Raw genomic sequence first — 18,096 nt, 5'->3', positions numbered from 1 at the left:
GCGGGGCGGGTGGCGACGTCTGCATGGTTCAGCGATTGCTGTCGAGCGCCCTTGGGTCGGAGATTTCGGTCGACACCCCGAGGAAGGCTCCGTCGCTACGGAGAAAGCAGGCCGTTCTGAGCGAGATCTCCGGTTCTGCGGGGCGGGTGGCGACGTCTGCATGGTTCAGCGATTGCTGTCGAGCGCCCTTGGATCGGAGATTTCGGTCGACACCCCGAGGAAGGCTCCGTCGCTACGGAGAAGGTGGGCCGTGTGAAGTGAGATTCCCGGTTCTGCGGGGCGGGTGGCGACGGCCGCGCGGTTCAGCGATTGCTGTCGAGCGCCCTTGGGTCGGAGATTTCAGTCGACACCCCGAGGAAGGCTCCGTCGTTACGGAGAATACGGCCCGGTCGGGGCGAGATCTCCGATTCGGCGGGCGGAAGGCGACGGCCACACGGTTCAGCGATTGCTGCGGTGTGCTCTTGAGTAGGAGAAACTGCACCTGTGGTGCTCGTGTGAATGCCCGCCCTGCGTGGCGACCCCGGCAAGTCGTGCAGGTCAGTCAAGCTAGAGTTGTTGGGTTGGTCCGGCGACTCCGCCGGCTCTTCCCGAGTCAGTGAACGCGGTGCCCGGCACCCATCGAGCGACAAGGTTTCACGTGAAACATCCTGATCAAGACGCCCAGGTCGACCAGACCTCTTCAGTCTTCGATGGGGAGACCCCACTCGCCCGCGAAATCCAGGATCTGACGCGTCGGAGACAGGCGATCGCATCGCAGACACTGCCCCTCCCCTCCAAGACGCGTGTCTTCACCATCTCCAATCAGAAGGGTGGCGTCGGCAAGACCACCACCGTAGTCAACCTGTCTGCTGCTCTCGCGAAGTCGGGCGCTCAGGTACTGGTCATCGACCTGGATCCGCAGGGCAATGCATCCACCGCCCTCAGCGTCGAGCACCGCGAGGGCACGCCGAACGTCTACGACGTGGTCGTCAACGACAAAGAGCTCGACGAGGTCGTTCAGAAGAGCCCGGAGTTCGATGGACTCTTCGTCGTTCCCGCCACGATCGACCTGGCCGGCGCCGAGATCGAACTCGTTTCGCTGGTCGCTCGTGAGCAGCGACTTTCCCGAGCCTTGGGACGCTTTCTCGACGAGTACGACTTCGACTATGTGCTCATCGACTGCCCGCCGTCGCTGGGACTCCTCACGATCAACGCCTTCGTCGCCGCGACCGAGGTGCTCATCCCGATCCAGTGCGAGTACTACGCGCTCGAGGGTCTCAGCCAGCTGCTGAAGAACATCCAGTTGATCGAGAAGCACCTGAACCCGAAGCTGAGCGTCTCGACGATTCTGCTCACGATGTACGACTCCCGCACCAATCTGGCCCATCAGGTGGCAGAGGATGTGCGTGCGCACTTCCCGAAAGAAGTGCTCGACACCATCATTCCCCGCTCGGTCCGCATCTCGGAGGCGCCGAGCTACGGGCAGAGTGTCATCAGTTACGACATGAACTCGTCCGGATCGCTCTCCTACCTGGAGGCGGCGGCGGAGATCGCACGAAGAGGAGTACCACGCTAATGGCAGCGAAGCGCACAGGTCTGGGCCGCGGAATCGGCGCGCTCATCCCGATCGCCGACCAATCGGCTCGCCCGGTCGACGTGTTCTTCCCGGATTCCTCGGCCAGTGTCGGGGATCTGGTGGTCGTTCCAGGCGCCCGTCTGGCGAACCTCTCCCCCGCATCCATCGTGCCGAACGCGGTGCAGCCCCGCACCGAGTTCGATCAAGAGGCCCTCGATGAGCTGGTGGCGAGCATCCGCGAGGTCGGAGTGCTGCAGCCGATCGTCGTTCGCCCCATCGCCGGTGAGAAGGATCGCTACGAGCTCATCATGGGCGAGCGCCGTCTGCGAGCGTCGAAGCAGGTCGGGCTCGAGACCATCCCCGCGGTCATCAAGGACACCGCCGACGAGAACATGCTCCGGGATGCGCTGCTCGAGAACCTGCACCGCTCGCAGTTGAACCCGCTCGAGGAGGCTTCGGCGTACCAGCAGCTCCTCGCGGACTTCGGGATCACCCAGGATGAACTCGCCACCCGGATCGGACGCTCACGTCCGCAGATCACGAACACGATCCGCCTGCTGAAGCTCCCGTCGAGCGTGCAAACGAAGGTCGCGGCCGGTGTGCTGAGTGCCGGCCACGCCCGAGCCATCCTGTCGACCGGGGACGAAGCGAGCATGAACCGGCTCGCTGACAAGATCATCAACGAGGATCTCTCCGTGCGAGCTGCCGAAGCGGCCGCGAGCAAGGAGCCGAAGCCGGTTCGCAGTAAAGCGACCCCCGGCAAGCATCGCGGGCACCTCGACGAGGTCGCCGAGCGCCTCGGCGACCGCCTGAACACACGCGTGAAGATCACCCTCGGCTCAAGAAAAGGCCAGATCGTAGTCGATTTCGCCACGATCCAGGACCTCAATCGCATCCTCGATGAGATCGGGCAGCCCAGCTACAGCTGAGCGCACGCCATTCGGCTAGGAATCGGACATCGCGGCCACCGCGAGGGCCGCGTAGACGTCGCCGAGGTCGCGTCCAGAGGCCGCGATCGCCTGGGGCATGATCGAGGTCTCGGTGAGACCGGGCAGCACGTTCGCTTCGAGGAACCACGGGACGCCCTCGGCATCCACGATGAGATCGATGCGCGACAGGTGCCGCAGACCGAGAGCAGCGTGCGCGGTCGTCGCGGTCTCAGCCACACGCGCGCTGACCTCGGGATCGAGGCGCGCGGGTACGTAGAAGCGGGTCTCCCCCGCGTTGTACCGTGCGTCGAACGAGTAGACACCGTTCACGGGCTCGATCTCGACGGCCGGCAGTGCCTCGGGACCGTCCCCCAGGTCGATGACGGCAACGGAGACCTCGATGCCCTCGATCTTGCGTTCGATCAGCGCGACATCGGAGTATGTGTAGGCGTCGACCATAGCGTGCGGAAGCTCCTCGGCCGACTCCACGATGCTGACGCCCTGCGCCGAACCGCCCTTGGCGGGCTTCACCACGAGCGATGTGCCGAGGCCGGCGAGCACGGTGGCGAGAACACTGCTTGCACCGAGCTCGCGAAAGGTCTCCTTGGGCAGGGCGACGGATGCTGGAGTCGCGACACCCGCGCGGGCCACAATCGTTTTCGCGGTCGGCTTCGACCAGGCGAGCTGGGCGGCATCGGTGCGGGAGCCGACGAACGGGATGCCGGCCTGCTCCAGGAGCGCCCGAAGCGCGCCGTCCTCACCGCTTGCCCCGTGGAGTGCGGGCCAGATCACGTCGGGACGGTTCTCGACGAGGTAGCCGAGGAGGGCCGCATCCGGATCGCGGAGCGACACCCGATGGCCGAGCGAGTTCAGGCCGTCGACGACGCGGCGGCCGGAGCGGAGGGAGACGTCGCGCTCGTGCGAGATCCCGCCGGCGAGAACCATGATGTCGAGTACAGTTTTTTCAGCCATGATCAGGCCTTTCGTAGTAGGTTCTCTAGCGCAGGTCGGTCGGCGGGTTGGCGCTGTTCCGGTCCGGTTTCCGCTCGGAGAGGCGCCCGGTGCCGGCGAAGGTGTCGAGCAAGTCCTGCTCCCCGTTGATGACGTTCGCGAGTCGCCGGATGCCGACGCGGATACTCGCGGGCGTGGGATAGCAGAACGAGAGCCGCATGTTCTGCCGTCCGTTGCCATCGCCGTAGAACGCGGTCCCGGGCGTATAAGCGACGAGTTCGGTGACGGCCCGCGGCAGCATCGCCTTGGAGTCGAGATGCGAAGGGAGCGTGAGCCAGACATAGAACCCGCCGTTGGGGTTGGTCCAGCTCAGTTCGGGCAGATGCTCCTCCAGTGCCGAGATCATGGCCTCTTTGCGCTCACGGTAGACACCGCGGAACGTGTCGATCTGGGCTTTCCAGTCGGCGTCGCGGAGATACTCGGACACGACGAGCTGAGTGAACGAGCTCGGACTGAGCACCGCCGCCTCGTTGGCGAGGATCAGCTTCTCGCGGATGGCGTGGGGTGCGAGCGCCCACCCGACGCGAAGTCCGGGGGCGAGAGTCTTGGAGAATGTTCCGAGGTAGACGACGCCGTCGCGTTCGACCGATCGCATCGCTGCGGGCGGCTTCTCGCCGAAATAGAGCAATCCGTACGGATTGTCCTCCAAGACCAGGATGTCGTTCTCCCGCGCGATCTCGAGGATCTCGAGCCGGCGCTCCCACGACAGCGTGACGCCGGCGGGATTGTGGAAGGTTGGGATCGTATAGAGGAATTTCACTTTGCGACCAGCACTTTTGAGACGAGCGATGTGCTCGCGGAGTGCCTCGGGGATCAGGCCGTGCTCATCCATCGGCACATGGTCGACCTCTGCTTGGTAAGAACGGAAGATCACCATGGCCGTGACATAGCTCGGGCCCTCGGCGAGCACGACATCCCCCGGGTCGATGAAGAGCTTGCTGAAGAGCTCGAGCGCGTGCTGCGACCCGGTGGTGATGACGACGTCGTCGGCGCTGGCGGAGATTCCTTCGAGGGCCATCACGTCGAGAACCTGCTCGCGGAGGGCTGGGACGCCCTGGCCGGACCCGTACTGGAGCGCGACGGGACCCTGCTCGCGCATGACCCGATCCATCGCACCGATGACGAGGTCTTCGGGCAGAGCCGAGACGAAGGGCATGCCGCCTGCCAGGGAGACCACTTCGGGGCGGCTGGCGACGGCGAACAGGGCTCGGACCTCGCTGGCGGCCAGGCCGCTCGTACGCTGCGCGTAGTGGTTGTACCACGGGTCGAGATTGTTGCCGCGCGAAAGCGGGCTGCCCTGATCAGTCACTTGTCTTCCTTCTAACGCCGTTTGCCAATGCTATTTGTGTGTGGGTACCTGCCCGAAATCGGACGGGGGCGGTGCGGGTACAAAAAAAGACCCGCCCGGCTTGTCGCCGGACGGGTCTGGAAGGACTGGTCGGCTACGCGAGGTAGGCGGCCAGGTCGGCTTCGAGGGCGGGCTTCGGCTTGGCGCCGATGACGGTCTTGACGACCTCGCCACCCTGGTAGACCTTCATCGCAGGGATGGAGGTGATCTGATACTTCGCCGCGGTCTGCGGGTTCTCGTCGACGTTCAGCTTGACGATCTCGATCTTCTCCGCGTGCTCCGCGGCGATCTGGTCGAGGATCGGGCCGACGGCGCGACACGGGCCGCACCACTCTGCCCAGAAGTCCACGAGAATGGTCTTCTCGCTATTGAGGACGTCATCCTGGAAGGTGGCGTCAGTGACGGAACGTGCTGCCGACATTGTGTGATTCTCCTTATGCGGTAGGGGTGAGTTCTAGATCGCTGGCGTCCGCTGCGGCCAGCAGGTCTTTGGGGAGGGTCGTGAGGTACTGCTCGGCGTCCAGCGCAGCGACCGTCCCCGACGCCGCGGCGGTGACCGCCTGGCGGTAGTGGGGATCGATCACGTCGCCGGCCGCGAACACACCCGCGACCTTCGTCTTGGAACTCCGGCCGGCCACTGCGATGGTGCCCTCCGGAGTGAGGTCGAGCTGCCCGTGCACGAGGTGCACGCGCGGGTCGTTGCCGATGGCGATGAACAGACCCTGTAGGGCGAGTTCGCTCTGCTCACCGGTGACGGTGTCGCGCAGGGTGACGCTCTTCACGGTCTCGTCGCCGTTGATGCCCACGACTTCCGAGTTCCAGACGAACTCGATCTTGTCGTTGGTGAACGCACGGTCCTGCATGATCTTGGAGGCGCGCAGTGAGTCCTTGCGGTGGATGACGTAGACCTTGTCCGCGAAGCGGGTGAGGAAGCTCGCCTCCTCCATCGCCGAGTCGCCGCCGCCGACGACCGCGATCGTGCGCTCGCGGAAGAAGAAGCCATCGCAGGTCGCGCACCAGGAGACGCCGTGGCCGGAGAGACGGTCCTCGTCTTCCAGGCCGAGCTTGCGGTAGGCGGATCCCGTGGCGAAGATCACCGCGAGAGCCTCGTGCTTGGCGCCGGAGCCGAGGGTGACCTTCTTGATGTCCCCGGTCAGGTCGACGGACACGACGTCGTCGAGAACGACCTCGGTGCCGAATCGCTCGGCCTGCGCCTGCATCTTCATCATGAGATCGGGGCCCATGATGCCCTCGGGGAAGCCCGGGAAGTTTTCGACCTCGGTCGTATTCATGAGCTCACCTCCCGCCTCGACGGACGAGGCGATCAGCAGCGGGCGCAGGTTCGCGCGGGCAGCATAAATCGCAGCCGTATAGCCGGCGGGGCCGGAACCGATGATGATGATCTGCCGCACAGCGGAGCTCCTTGCACTATCTGTAGCGGTTCGGTGGGAATCGCTGTGATCTAGAACACATCCTAAGCGGATGCTATTCCTTCTCCACCCTGCGTTCGGAGCGGCGTCCCAGCCGGCTCAGAATCGGAGCGAGACCCGCCTGGAGGTCGTCGGAACGGAGCAGCACGAGGAAGCCGAAATAGACGATCAGCATCACCACACCGACCACCGCGATGGAGACGATCGCCGCCACGAATCCGGAGACCGGGAAGGCGCCGGGCGCGACACCGCCGAGCAGCGTCAGGAAGCCCGCGCCGGCGATCATCGCTGCGATGGCGGCGAGCAGGAACCGCCAGAGGCCGCTCAGGATGCGCCGACCATCCACTCCTCCGATGCGTCGCCGCAGCAGGGCGATCGCGAGTACCGCCTGAATGGTGCTCGCGATCGAGACGACGAGGGCGACGGCCGCAGCGCGGAGATTCGGGGCAACCCCGAGGCAGACCACCATTCCGACGATGATCACTCCGACCTGGGCCAAGGTGAAGAACAGCGGCGTTCGGGTGTCTCCGAGTGAATAGAACGCCCGCTGGGCCATGAAGACGATCGAGAACGGTACGAGGCCGACCAGGTAGGCCACGAGCACGAGCCCGAGCTCCTGGTAGAACGGAGGCGTGAAGACGCTCGCCAGTGGCAGCGAGACGACGATGAGACCGGCGGCCGAGAAGGCGATGAGCAGCAGGATCGACCGTGCCCCACTGGAGAAGTCGGCGCGGAACGACCCGATGTCCTTGCGGTGGGCGTGCTCCGCCATCCGGGTGTAGTACGCCGTCACGATCGAGACCGCGATGATGCCGTGCGGCAGCATGAAGATGAGCCAGGCGTTGTTCATCACCTGCGGACCCGCGAACGCTTCGCCGGCCGAGTTCGCGACGTTCGTCTCGATCGCTCCGGCGATCTGCGTCGCGATCACCATGCCGAGGGTCCAGGCCGCAGCCCGCCCGGCGTGCCCGAGATTGACCCCCCGCCAACCGAAGTCGAAGCGGAAGCGGAGCCCGACGCGTCTCCAGAAGAAGAACAGAATGAACGCTTGAACCGCCACGCCGAGGGTCGCGCCGCCCGCCAGGATGGCGATCATCACCGGGTTCCACTCGCTGGCAGTCCGGTGGCCGGCAGCGTCGGAGCCGAAGGCGACGATGAAGACGAGCAGCATCGCGATGCCGACGATGTTGTTGACCACGGGTGCCCAGGTGAACGGCCCGAACGACTTCCGCGCGTTGAGCACCTCCCCGAGCAGGGTGTACAACCCGAGGAAGAAGATCTGCGGCAGCGACCAGTAGGCGAAGGCCGTCGCGATCTGAGCCTGGTCGCCGCGGAGGCCGAAGACCTGCATCAGCACCGGGGACAGCAGGGTAGCGACGACGGCGACCGAGCCGAAAACGAGGATCCCGAGGGTGACCAGCTTGTTGATGTAGGCCTTACCGCCGTCGGGATTGGTCGACGCGCGCACGATCTGCGGCACGAGGACCGCATTCAGGATGCCCTGGGCGATGAGTGCGTAGATGCTGTTCGGCACGATGGTCGACGTCGCGTACGGGTTGGCGGCGAAAGCGACGGCGCCGATCGCCTGCAGGAGGAGCCAGGCTTTGACGAAGCCGAGGATGCGCGACACGAAGGTTCCCGAGGCGAGCATCGCACTCGAACGTCCGATGCTAGCCACGCTCGGTGTCCTCTGGAACGGTCACGCCGGTGCCGCCGGCGCCGGCTGCGTCACCGCCGTCCGCGTCACCGCCGTCCGCGTCACCGCCGCCCGCCGCGGCAGCTGCCGCTTCTGCGCGCTCTGCGCGACGCCGGTCGCGACGACGGAGCACGTTGCGCACGATCCCGAAACCGAAGAGCAGCACGAGCAGGATGCCGACGATGAGCGCGCCGATGCCCTCCCAGTCGGCGTGCACGTCGACGGTCACCGACGTCGTCGTTCCGATCGGCACGCCTGTCGGGCTGAAGAGGCTCAGCGACAGGGTCACCTGGCCGTTTCCGAGCTTGGCCTTCACCGGAACGAGCAGGGTGGCCCGGGAGTCGGGCAGGATGCGCTTGGTCACATCCTCATCGATCTCGAGCCGGCTGTTGGATGGCGAGGCGCGCAGCACGACGTTCGCCGCTTCGCTCGGGAGCTCGTTGATGACCGTGAACGGGATGGAGCCTTGAGCGCTGACGAGATTGACGTTCTCCGTCGGCACGATCTTGACGGCGTTCAGGGTCTTGACCGTGGTCGCGCGGCTCTTCGAGACCGCTGCCGTCCAGTCGCTTCGCGGGCTCTGCCACGACACGGCGAGCAGGGTCAGCAGTTCGGCCCGAGTGCGCCCCGTCATCGTCTCCGGCTTGTCGAGGATGGTCGCGAACTGGTCGATCTGCATCTCGTCGTCGACGAGGGCTTTGATGGCGTCCGTCCGCGTCGCCGCCTCGGGCGCGTCGACGAGGGCGAGGCCGTCCGTGGCCGATGCGGAGAGCGTCTGGGGAAGAGTGGTCGGGGTCGACCAGGGGCCGGTAAGGAGTGTGTCGAGGGTGCGCTGCAGCTGTGTACCGCTCGACGGCCAGGAGCGGTCGAACGAGAGCAGCAGGTTCTTCGGCGTTCCGCCCTCTTGGCTGGTGAGCTCCAGCTGTGCGTTCACCTTGGCCATCGCTGCGTTCCACGCGGAGTCGCTCGGTGCTGACGCCGCTTGACGGATGGCGTCTGAGAGCGCAGCATCGGCAACCCCGAGCTTGCCCCCGTCGAACGGCAGTACTGCGCTGCTGGTGCCGCTCAGGGTCTTCGCGTTGGTGTTCGCCCCCGAGACGATGGTCGTCGTATACCCGGCGGCCACCAGCGGTGCGAGGTCGGCCGCCCGCACCGTTCCGTCGCCGGGCCAGGCGACGCCCTGCATCGTGTACTCCCACGAGGTGAGCTCGTCGAGCGTGGGCAGCACCGGCCCGGAACCGGCGGTCGGGGTCGGGCTCGGAGTCGGGCTGGTCGGCGTTTCGGCCGGGGGCTCGCCGACGGGGGTCGGCGATGGAGTGAAGTTCTGGGGGTTGAGTGCGTATGCGAGCGATGTCGGGGCGAGCGGCTTCGTCACTCCGCTCTGGATCTGCCCGGTCAGGTCTGCGTCGCCGAAGCCGAGGGAGAAGGTGTCGTTCGGCAGAGCGGAGAGCCGCACGAGCCAGTCGGTAGCGCTCGCCGGCGCCGCGTTCCCCAGCGCACGGATCGAAGCGATGATCATCGGATCGATGCCGATGGCGACGGTGCTATGGCGCTCCAGCCCGTCGAGGTCACGGGTGAGCACCCCGTTGGCCGCGGTGTACGTCGTGAGATCGTCGGCCGAGAGGAGGCCCTTCGAGCTGGGCGGGCTGACGATCGGGAACACGACGCCGACGCCCGAGGGCTCTGCGGAGCCGCCAGGGCTCCAGACCAGGCTGCTGCGGGCATCCGCCGCCGTCGAGGTCGTGACGGTGGCGGTGGCACCGATGCCATAGACCGCTTCGGCGGGGTTCGCGGCGAAGGGCAGGGATGCAGCGGGCACGACCACCTGGACCACCGTGCTGGTGCCCGGCTCCAGCGCGCCGACCGGAGCCGTGCCGACCGCGACCGCCTTCGGCACGGCATCCGTCGACGCCAGCCAGGAGTCGAGCGCCGAGCGGGACTTCAGCGCGGTCGGGTCGACCCAGACGGACACCGTTCCACGTTCGTGGGCCGTCTCGGTGGCGTTCGTGATGGTGACGGAGACGGTGAGGTCCTGGCCCGGGGAGAGCACGCCCGCATTGTCGGTGGACAGGGACGCGGTGACCTTCGCCTCGGTGGCCGTCGCAGTGGTGGCCTCGACCACGTTTCGGACGGCGGATGGGGACGACGCGGCAGCCGCGGCGGCTCCCCCTGCGGGCAGAAGCGTGAGCGCGATCGCGGCGCTGATGAGCGCGACGATGCTGCGTGCACCCTGCGAATGGGTGAGACGGAATCGGCTCATGCGTCGCCGCGCGATCCCGTTTCGGCCTCCATGTCGACGATTCTAGAGGTCGGGCCCTGGGAGACCCCGGCGAGCGCGCCCGTAAACTGGGGCACCATGCAGAGCGTCGCCGATTCCCTCGTCCGCCTCGGCGACCTCGCACGGTCGGCGACGGTCTCCCGATTGTCGGCCGCCTTCGCCGTTGCGGGTTACGAGCTCGCCCTGGTCGGCGGGCCGGTTCGGGATGCGCTGCTCGAGCGCACCGTGAACGACCTCGACTTCACGACGAACGCCCGCCCCGACGACATCCTGAAGGTCGTCTCACCGCTCGCCGACGCCGTGTGGGACATCGGCCGCCAGTTCGGGACCATCGGCGCGCGCTTCGGCGACGACACGGTGGAGATCACGACCTACCGCACCGACAGCTACGACGGAACGACCCGCAAGCCCGACGTCGAGTTCGGCGACACGCTCGAAGGCGACCTCCTGCGCCGCGATTTCACGGTGAACGCGCTCGCATTGCGCGTGCCCGAGGTGATCCTCGTCGACCCGTCCGGCGGTATCGAGCACATGCTGAGCCGCACCATCACGACCCCGAGCAGCCCCGAGATCTCGTTCGGCGACGATCCTCTGCGCATGATGCGGGCGGCACGTTTCAGTTCGCAGCTGGGTTTCACCGTCGACGACGCCACCGAGCAGGCGATGAGCGACATGGCCGACCGCATCGAGATCGTGAGCGCCGAACGTGTGCGAGACGAGATCGCCAAGCTGCTGCTGACCGACGAGCCGCGGCGGGGAATCGAGCTCCTGGTCTCGACCGGCCTCGCCGACCGGGTCATCCCCGAGATCCCGGCGCTGAGGCTCGAAGTCGATGAGCACCACCACCACAAGGACGTGTACCAGCACAGCCTCACCGTGCTCGATCAGGCGATCGGGTACGAGAAGAGTCGGCACCCCGGCGAGGCGCCCGACCTCATCCTGAGACTGGCGGCGATCCTGCACGACATCGGCAAGCCCGCGACGAGGCGCCTGGAGCCGGGTGGGGTCGTGAGCTTCTACCACCACGATGTGGTCGGCGCGAAGCTCGCCAAGAAGCGGTTGACCGCACTGCGGTTCGACAAGGCGACGATCGATGCGGTCTCCACCCTGATCGAACTCCACCTCCGCTTCTTCGGTTACAGCGAGGGCCACTGGACCGACTCCGCAGTGCGGCGTTACGTTCGCGATGCCGGCGACCAGCTCGAGCGCCTCCACATGCTCACGAGGGCAGATGTAACGACGCGTAATCGTCGCAAGGCCGATCAGCTCGGCTTTGCCTACGATGACCTCGAGGCGCGCATCCGCGAGCTCAAGGAGAGGGAGGAGCTCGATGCGGTGCGACCGGACCTCGATGGGGAACAGGTCATGCGCATCCTGGACCTCCGCCCGGGACCGGAGGTCGGCCGGGCAATGAGGTACCTGCTGGAGCTGCGGCTCGACGAGGGCCCCCTCGGAGAAGACGAGGCGACGCGCCGCCTCCTCGCCTGGTGGGACCAGCGCTGACCACTCGAACGGTGCGGCGCCGAACCGCCTTGACCGGTTACGCCTTGCTCGCGCCGAGTCTCTTCGGTGTGCTCTGCTTTCTCGCCTTGCCCGTGCTGATCGTCGTCTGGCTGAGCTTTCAGAGCTGGGATCTGATCAGTCCGGCGCGCTTCGTCGGGCTCTCGAACTACGCGTCGGTCCTCGGCGATCCGATCTTCGGCAACGCCCTGCTCGTGACGCTGGCGTTCGTCGTGATCGTCATCCCGATCCAGACAGGTCTGGGGCTGCTCGCCGCCTCATTCCTGACAAGGGGGTTACCGGGTTCGATTGTGCTGCGCACGATCTATGTGCTGCCCTGGATCTCGGCCCCGCTCGCCCTCGGCGTGGTCTGGAAATGGATCCTCGCGCCGACCGACGGCGCCCTCAACACCATCCTCGGCGTGCGGATCGAATGGCTCACGAACCCGGCTCTGGCGCTGCCCGCGGTCTGCGCGGTGGTGATCTGGACGAATGTGGGCTACGTGACGCTGTTCTTCATGGCCGGACTCCTGAACATCCCGCCCCACCTCGTCGAGGCCGCGCGGCTCGATGGAGCCGGGCCGGTAGCGGTGTTCTGGCGGATCAAACTGCCACTCCTGCGGCCGACCATGTTCTTCGTGCTGGTGACGAGCGTGATCTCGACCTTCCAGATCTTCGACCAGGTGTATGCGCTGACGGGAGGAGGTCCGGGGCGTCGCACGGATGTGGTGGCCAACCACATCTACGAGGAGGCGTTCCAGACGTTCGACCTGGGGCGGGCATCCGTCATGGCCGTCGTCCTTCTGGCGATCCTGGTGGCGATCACGGTCGGGCAGCAGCTCTACTTCCGGCGGAGGACGACGTATGACCTCAGCTAGCCGGATGCTGCGCACCCTCGGGATCTACGCCGTGCTGCTCGTCGGCGCGCTCGTGACCCTCGGACCGTTCCTGCTCAGTGCCATGACCGCTTTCAAGACCCCGCAGCAGTTCGCTCAGCAGTCCGCGCTCGCGGCACCGGATCCGTGGAGCGTCCAAAACGTCGTAACCCTCTTCGGTGGTTCCACGGAGTTCGGGCGGGCGCTGGGCGTCACGGCTCTGATGACGGCATTCATCGTCGTCTTCCAGGTGGTTTTCTCGATCATGGCCGCATACGCGTTCGCCCGGGTGGACTTCCCGGGGAGGCGGGTGCTGTTCTGGGTCTACCTGTCGACGCTGATGGTCCCGGCGATCGTGCTGGTCATCCCGCTCTACCTGATGATGGTTCAGCTGGGGCTGCGCAATACCTTCTGGGGTCTCGTGCTGCCGTTCTCGTTCGGCAGCCCGTACGCGATCTTCCTGCTGCGCGAGTACTTCCGCGGGATCCCGGAAGATCTGATCGACGCGGCCCGGCTCGACGGCGCCTCGACGCTGGATGTGCTGGTCGAGGTGGTCGTGCCGCTGTCGCGTCCGATCATCGCGACGCTCATCCTCATCACCGTGGTGAGCCAATGGAACAACTTCCTCTGGCCGCTCGTCATCACAAGCGGTAACACATGGCGCGTTGCGACCGTCGCCACTGCTAGCCTCCAGACTCAGTACAACGGCAACTGGACTCTGGTGATGGCGGCGACGACGCTGGCGATCGTGCCGCTCATCGTGCTTTTCCTGATTTTCCAGAAGCAGATCGTACGGTCGATCACCATCTCGGGGTTCCGGTAGGCCGGATCCATCAGGAGGAGAAGCATGGCCAAGCGTTCGACCGTCGTAGCGGCATCCGTCGCGGCCCTTGCCGTCGTGGTCGCGGGCATCGGTGTCGTCGTCGCGGTCGCCGGAGGTCAGTCGACGCAGAAGCAGACCGTCACCGTGCGACTGTGGGACGACCAGGTGCAGAAGGCCTACGACGAATCGTTCGCGGCGTTCGAGAAGAAGAACCCGGACATCGACGTGAAGACGACACTCGTGCCCTGGGCCGACTACTTCACCAAGCTCCGCACCGACATCGCAGGCGGCGACGCCGACGACGTGTTCTGGGTGAACGCGGGAAACTTCGAGGACTACGCGTCGAACGGCGATCTCGTCGATGTGACGGATGCCCTGGGCGCCTCGGCCGCGAAGAACTGGCAGTCGAATGTGGTCGACCAATACACCCAGGGTGGCAAGCTCTGGGGCGTTCCGCAGCTCGCCGATCCCGGCATCGGTGTGTTCTACAACAAGGAGCTGCTCGCGAAGGCGGGGGTCGACCCTGCCGAACTGGACACGGCCCACTGGAGTCCCGACCCGGCCGAGGACACCCTCCTCCCGATCCTGCAGAAGCTGACGCTCGACTCCGCCGGTCGCAACGCCGCCGACCCCGCCTTCGACCCGGATCACGTGGTCCAGTACGGCTACAACGCGGCCAACGACCTCAACGCGATCTACATCAACTACCTCGGCTCGAACGGTGCCGCTCTTCAGAAGGGCGACCAGTTCGTCTTCGACTCCCCCGCCGGCGTGCGGGCCTTCCAGTACGTGGTCGACCTCATCGACCGCTATCACGTCGCGCCCGCCGCCGCGGACACGAACACCAACGGCGACTTCAGCCGTGACCAGTTCACACAGGGCAAGCTCGCCCTGTTCCAGACGGGCTCGTACAACCTGGCGAACGTTCAGCAGGGCGCCGCGTTCAGGTGGGGTATCTCGACCATTCCCGCGGGTCCGGATGGCGCGATCAGCGTGACCAACGGCGTGATCGCCGCGGGCAACGCGCACTCGAAGCATCCTGCCGCCGTGAAGAAGGTGCTCAGCTGGCTCGGCAGCGAGGAGGGGTCGGCTGCGATCGGCGCGGGCGGCTCGGCCTCCCCTGCGGTGGTCCCGGCTCAGCAGAGCTTCCTCGACTACTGGAAGTCGAAGGGGATCGACGTCTCGCCCCTGTATGCGGTGCTCAAGAACGGCAGCGTGCAAGCACCCCAGGGAGCGAAGTGGGCGGCCGCACAGAGCGCTTTCGGGCCGACGTTCGAGGGGATCTTCGACGGCAGCATCCCGGTGGGCGACGGTCTGCGCAAGGCACAGCACGACGCGAACGCGGCGATCGGCGCCGGCTGAGCCCTGCTGCGCGGCGTCTTCCGCACTCGTCGGGCGCACTCGCTGACGGGCGACGGCTCGTCCACAGTCGGGGCGTCCCGCTCGTTATCCACAGATCAGTCGCCGACGGCCCGCTGAGCACGACCGGCCGGGAGCATCGTGGCATGACAACCACAACAGTTGAACGTGCCGGCACCCTCGCGATCGATCAGCGGTCAGTGGGTGACGCCTGCCGCTGGCCTCGCCGAGCCGCTGAGAACGGTCGGTCGGCGCCCGTACGACGTGCGGGGAACGCCCACGTCCACGACTGGCCCTCGGCGAATGAGCGCACCCAGCACCTCATGGAGATGCTCGCCGTGGCCGGCGCCCGTCGCGACGACCTCGTCTTCGTGGGGGCTTCTGCGGCGGCGGTCTGGGGGCTCCCGATCGTCGGCGCCTGGCCGCCTGCGGTGGAAGCGCTCGCCGGAGCGCGCTCCGTCACCCGCACCGGATGGCTCGCCGGGGCACTCGCCCGCCGGGCCGTGACCTGGCACCACCGAAGCGTCCCCGACGAAGACCTCGAGCTCGTCGGGCCCTGGATGGTGACCAGCCTCGACCGAACCCTGTCAGACCTCGCCCGTCGGGCGCCTTTCGTCACAGCGGTCGCGGCTCTCGATCACGGACTGAAGCCGGCGGTCAGATCGACGGACGGCGACGTGTTCTGCGGCGCCGATCGTGAGGAGCTGCTCGACCGGGTGCGCCGCGACGAGGGGGCTCGCGGCCGAGCGAAGGCGCTTGCGGCGATCAGCTTCGCCGATGCCCTCTCCGGGTCCCCCGGTGAATCGCTCAGCCGGGTCCAGATCCATCGACTGGGATTCGCGGCCCCGCTGCTCCAGTCGCGTGTGGAACACGACGACGGTGATGCGGACTACCCCGACTTCGAGTGGGAAGGCACCTATGGAGAGTTCGACGGGTTCGCGAAGTACTCGCGCGACGAATGCGGCGGCGGCGACGGCCCAGCAGACATCGTCTGGCAGGAGAGACGACGGGAGGACAGACTCCGGATGCACGGCAAAGCGGTTGCCCGCTGGACGTGGGAAGACGCCTGGAATCCGCCCCGGCTGAGGTCGATCCTCATGACAGCCGGCGTCCGGCCGGTGAGGCCCGCGGCGTTCTCGCCCGACGCGTTCGGCGAGTGGGTGGTGAACGCGTGAGCACCGTATCGGAGGAGACGCAGGCCGCTGGTTGGCGCCCGGATCGGGCATCCGCTACTCTAGGTAGGTTGTCTGGGCGGATTCCCGCCCGCGCAACCGATGTAGAACCCTCCTGCTACAGACCGTCTGTAGCCGCTAAGTCCAAAGGAGGTGGGTTAGTCATGCATCAGTACGAGTTGATGGTCATCCTCGATCCAGAGATCGACGAGCGCACCGTTGCTCCCAGCCTTGACAAGTTCCTCAACGTCGTTCGCGACGCCGGTGGAACCGTCGACAACGTGGACATCTGGGGCCGCCGCCGTCTCGCCTACGAGATCAACAAGAAGTCCGAGGGCATCTACGCCGTCGTACAGCTGACCTCGAACGGTGAGACCACCAAGGAGCTCGACCGCCAGCTGAAGCTCAGCGAGGCCGTCATGCGCACCAAGGTCCTCCGTGCCGAAGAGGCGATCGCCCAGGTCGCCGCCGCTGCGAAGCTCGCCGACGAGAAGGCCGCCCGCAAGGCCGCCGCTCCCGCCAAGGCAGCAGCCGCCGACAAGGCAAGCGCCTAGTCCGATGGCCGGCGAGACCGTCATCACCGTGGTGGGCAACCTCACGAGCGACCCGGAGCTGCGTTACACGCAGAACGGGCTCGCGGTTGCCAACTTCACCATCGCATCCACTCCCCGCACGTTCGACCGTCAGGCGAACGAGTGGAAGGACGGTGAGGCTCTCTTCCTGCGTGCGAGCGTCTGGCGTGAATTCGCCGAGCACGTCGCCGGATCGCTGACCAAGGGGTCCCGGGTCATCGCCCAGGGTCGCCTCAAGCAGCGTTCCTACGAGACGAAGGAAGGCGAGAAGCGCACGAGCATCGAACTCGAGATCGATGAGATCGGTCCGTCGCTGCGCTACGCCACCGCTTCGATCACGCGCACCCAGTCGTCGCGCGGCCCGGGTGGAGCACCCGGCGGCGCCGTCGAAGAGCCGTGGGCAGCATCGGCTCCCGCAGACGCCTCCTCAGGGGCAGACGTGTGGAACACGCCGGGCAGCTTCAACGACGAGACTCCCTTCTAGGGTCACCAACATTCACCAGCCCGCACCGAGCATCGCGCGTCGGTGAGGGCGGAAAGCAAAGGAAATCATGGCTGGAAAGTCGAGCGGCGACCGCCGCAAGCCGATCCGCAAGGGCAAGGACGGCAAGAACGCCGCCCCGGCGAAGTCGATCCGCGTAGGCGTCATCGACTACAAGGACGTCGCGACCCTGCGGAAGTTCATCTCGGAGCGTGGAAAGATCCGCGCCCGCCGCATCACCGGTGTCTCCGTACAGGAGCAGCGCCTCATCGCCCGTGCCGTGAAGAACGCACGCGAGATGGCGCTCCTCCCCTACGCCGGCTCGGGCCGTTAGGAGCAACGGAAATGTCGAAACTGATTCTGACGCACGAGGTCACCGGCCTCGGCTCGGCCGGTGACGTCGTCGACGTCAAGAACGGCTACGCGCGCAACTACCTCATCCCCCAGGGCTTCGCTGTCGCGTGGTCCCGCGGTGGCGAGAAGCAGATCGAGCAGATCAAGGCGGCCCGTGTCGCCCGTGAGCTCGCCACCATCGAAGAGGCACAGGACCTCAAGGCCAAGCTCGAGGCGACCAAGGTCAAGCTGACCGTCAAGGCCGGCAAAGAGGGACGCCTGTTCGGTTCTGTGAAGACCTCCGACGTGGCAGAGGCTGTCAAGACCGCCGGCATCGGCGAGCTCGACAAGCGCAAGATCGAACTGCCGAACGCGATCAAGGTCGTGGGCGACCACGAGGCGACTGTTCGCCTCCGTGACGACCTCTCGGCGACGATCACTCTTCAGGTGGTCGCAGCCAAGTAGGCTCACACAAAGCTAGCCAGTGTAGCGGCGGACTTCGGTCCGCCGCTACACCTGTTCTGGGGGCAATTCAAGCGATTTTCCCCCAGCTTTGTACACAGGGCGACTCGCCCGGGAAACAACGTTCGACACTACCTTGAGGGAAGTTTCTACACACAGGGTGGGGACAAAAAAATCCCTGATCAAGCGAAATATAACCGGCAAGATTGTTTGCCCGTCCACAGGTTTCCCCACAGGTTGTGCACAAGCCACCCGGCGTTTCGCGCAGTTTG

Annotated in this window: 17 protein-coding genes; 11 read left to right on the top strand and 6 right to left on the bottom strand. The window is 66.2% G+C overall.

The features are described from left to right. Positions 1-637: 637 nt before the first annotated feature. Both ACFVV0_RS01545 and ACFVV0_RS01540 read left to right on the top strand, forming a co-directional pair. Complete coding sequence (locus ACFVV0_RS01545; protein ID WP_387057366.1) at positions 638-1,555, top strand: ParA family protein; 918 nt, start codon at positions 638-640, stop codon at positions 1,553-1,555. Further along, positions 1,555-2,484 carry a ParB/RepB/Spo0J family partition protein gene (locus ACFVV0_RS01540; protein ID WP_387057364.1) on the top strand — a complete coding sequence of 310 codons (930 nt, stop codon included), beginning with the start codon at positions 1,555-1,557 and terminating at the stop codon, positions 2,482-2,484. The genes ACFVV0_RS01545 and ACFVV0_RS01540 overlap by 1 nt, the downstream gene beginning before the upstream one ends. Positions 2,485-2,499: 15 nt before the next feature. Here the strand turns inward: ACFVV0_RS01540 and ACFVV0_RS01535 are convergent, their stop codons facing one another. The 6 genes from ACFVV0_RS01535 to ACFVV0_RS01510 form a co-directional block, all read right to left on the bottom strand. Continuing rightward, positions 2,500-3,456 (bottom strand): D-alanine--D-alanine ligase, encoded by a 957-nt coding sequence (locus tag ACFVV0_RS01535; RefSeq protein ID WP_387057362.1) that lies wholly within the window; start codon positions 3,454-3,456, stop codon positions 2,500-2,502. Positions 3,457-3,481: 25 nt separating this feature from the next. After that, positions 3,482-4,804, bottom strand: coding sequence for a PLP-dependent aminotransferase family protein (locus tag ACFVV0_RS01530; RefSeq protein ID WP_387057360.1), 1,323 nt, complete (start codon positions 4,802-4,804; stop codon positions 3,482-3,484). A gap of 133 nt (positions 4,805-4,937) precedes the next feature. Continuing rightward, positions 4,938-5,264: a thioredoxin gene (gene trxA, locus ACFVV0_RS01525; RefSeq protein ID WP_387057358.1), complete on the bottom strand. Its 327-nt coding sequence runs from the start codon at positions 5,262-5,264 to the stop codon at positions 4,938-4,940. Between the two features lie 13 nt (positions 5,265-5,277). Further along, positions 5,278-6,255 (bottom strand): thioredoxin-disulfide reductase, encoded by a 978-nt coding sequence (gene trxB, locus ACFVV0_RS01520; protein ID WP_387057356.1) that lies wholly within the window; start codon positions 6,253-6,255, stop codon positions 5,278-5,280. A 73-nt stretch (positions 6,256-6,328) separates the two neighbouring features. Next, the gene (murJ, locus tag ACFVV0_RS01515; RefSeq protein WP_387057354.1) at positions 6,329-7,951 is read right to left on the bottom strand and encodes a murein biosynthesis integral membrane protein MurJ; all 1,623 of its coding nucleotides are present in this window, start codon (positions 7,949-7,951) and stop codon (positions 6,329-6,331) included. After that, the gene (locus ACFVV0_RS01510; protein WP_387057352.1) at positions 7,944-10,229 is read right to left on the bottom strand and encodes a DUF6049 family protein; all 2,286 of its coding nucleotides are present in this window, start codon (positions 10,227-10,229) and stop codon (positions 7,944-7,946) included. Before ACFVV0_RS01510 ends, murJ begins: the two co-directional genes overlap by 8 nt. A 96-nt stretch (positions 10,230-10,325) precedes the next feature. Between ACFVV0_RS01510 and ACFVV0_RS01505 the strand changes: the two genes are divergently transcribed. From ACFVV0_RS01505 to rplI, 9 genes are all read left to right on the top strand, one after another. Next, on the top strand, positions 10,326-11,750 hold the full coding sequence (locus ACFVV0_RS01505) for a CCA tRNA nucleotidyltransferase (protein ID WP_387059419.1): 1,425 nt from the start codon (positions 10,326-10,328) through the stop codon (positions 11,748-11,750). An 11-nt stretch (positions 11,751-11,761) separates the two neighbouring features. Continuing rightward, positions 11,762-12,625, top strand: a complete 864-nt coding sequence (locus tag ACFVV0_RS01500) for a carbohydrate ABC transporter permease (protein WP_387057350.1) — start codon at positions 11,762-11,764, stop codon at positions 12,623-12,625. Beyond that, positions 12,612-13,445: a carbohydrate ABC transporter permease gene (locus tag ACFVV0_RS01495; protein ID WP_387057348.1), complete on the top strand. Its 834-nt coding sequence runs from the start codon at positions 12,612-12,614 to the stop codon at positions 13,443-13,445. Before ACFVV0_RS01500 ends, ACFVV0_RS01495 begins: the two co-directional genes overlap by 14 nt. 24 nt (positions 13,446-13,469) lie before the next feature. Further along, on the top strand, positions 13,470-14,807 hold the full coding sequence (locus ACFVV0_RS01490) for an ABC transporter substrate-binding protein (RefSeq protein WP_387057346.1): 1,338 nt from the start codon (positions 13,470-13,472) through the stop codon (positions 14,805-14,807). A 143-nt stretch (positions 14,808-14,950) separates the two neighbouring features. Then, positions 14,951-15,979, top strand: a complete 1,029-nt coding sequence (locus ACFVV0_RS01485; protein ID WP_387057344.1) for a hypothetical protein — start codon at positions 14,951-14,953, stop codon at positions 15,977-15,979. Between the two features lie 161 nt (positions 15,980-16,140). Beyond that, a complete protein-coding gene (gene rpsF / locus ACFVV0_RS01480) occupies positions 16,141-16,530 on the top strand; it encodes a 30S ribosomal protein S6 (RefSeq protein WP_387057342.1) in 390 nt (129 codons plus the stop codon). A 4-nt stretch (positions 16,531-16,534) separates the two neighbouring features. Then, a complete protein-coding gene (locus ACFVV0_RS01475) occupies positions 16,535-17,032 on the top strand; it encodes a single-stranded DNA-binding protein (RefSeq protein ID WP_387057340.1) in 498 nt (165 codons plus the stop codon). A gap of 67 nt (positions 17,033-17,099) precedes the next feature. Continuing rightward, complete coding sequence (rpsR, locus tag ACFVV0_RS01470; RefSeq protein ID WP_055897232.1) at positions 17,100-17,363, top strand: 30S ribosomal protein S18; 264 nt, start codon at positions 17,100-17,102, stop codon at positions 17,361-17,363. Positions 17,364-17,374: 11 nt separating this feature from the next. Further along, the gene (rplI, locus tag ACFVV0_RS01465; RefSeq protein ID WP_387057337.1) at positions 17,375-17,827 is read left to right on the top strand and encodes a 50S ribosomal protein L9; all 453 of its coding nucleotides are present in this window, start codon (positions 17,375-17,377) and stop codon (positions 17,825-17,827) included. The last annotated feature ends 269 nt before the right edge of the window (positions 17,828-18,096 follow it).

It is taken from the genome of Leifsonia sp. NPDC058230, from assembly GCF_042882245.1.
In the GTDB taxonomy this organism is placed as follows: Bacteria; Actinomycetota; Actinomycetes; order Actinomycetales; family Microbacteriaceae; genus Leifsonia.
The sequence above is the reverse complement of the archived record's forward strand: the minus strand, read 5'-3'. Positions and strand labels throughout refer to the sequence as shown.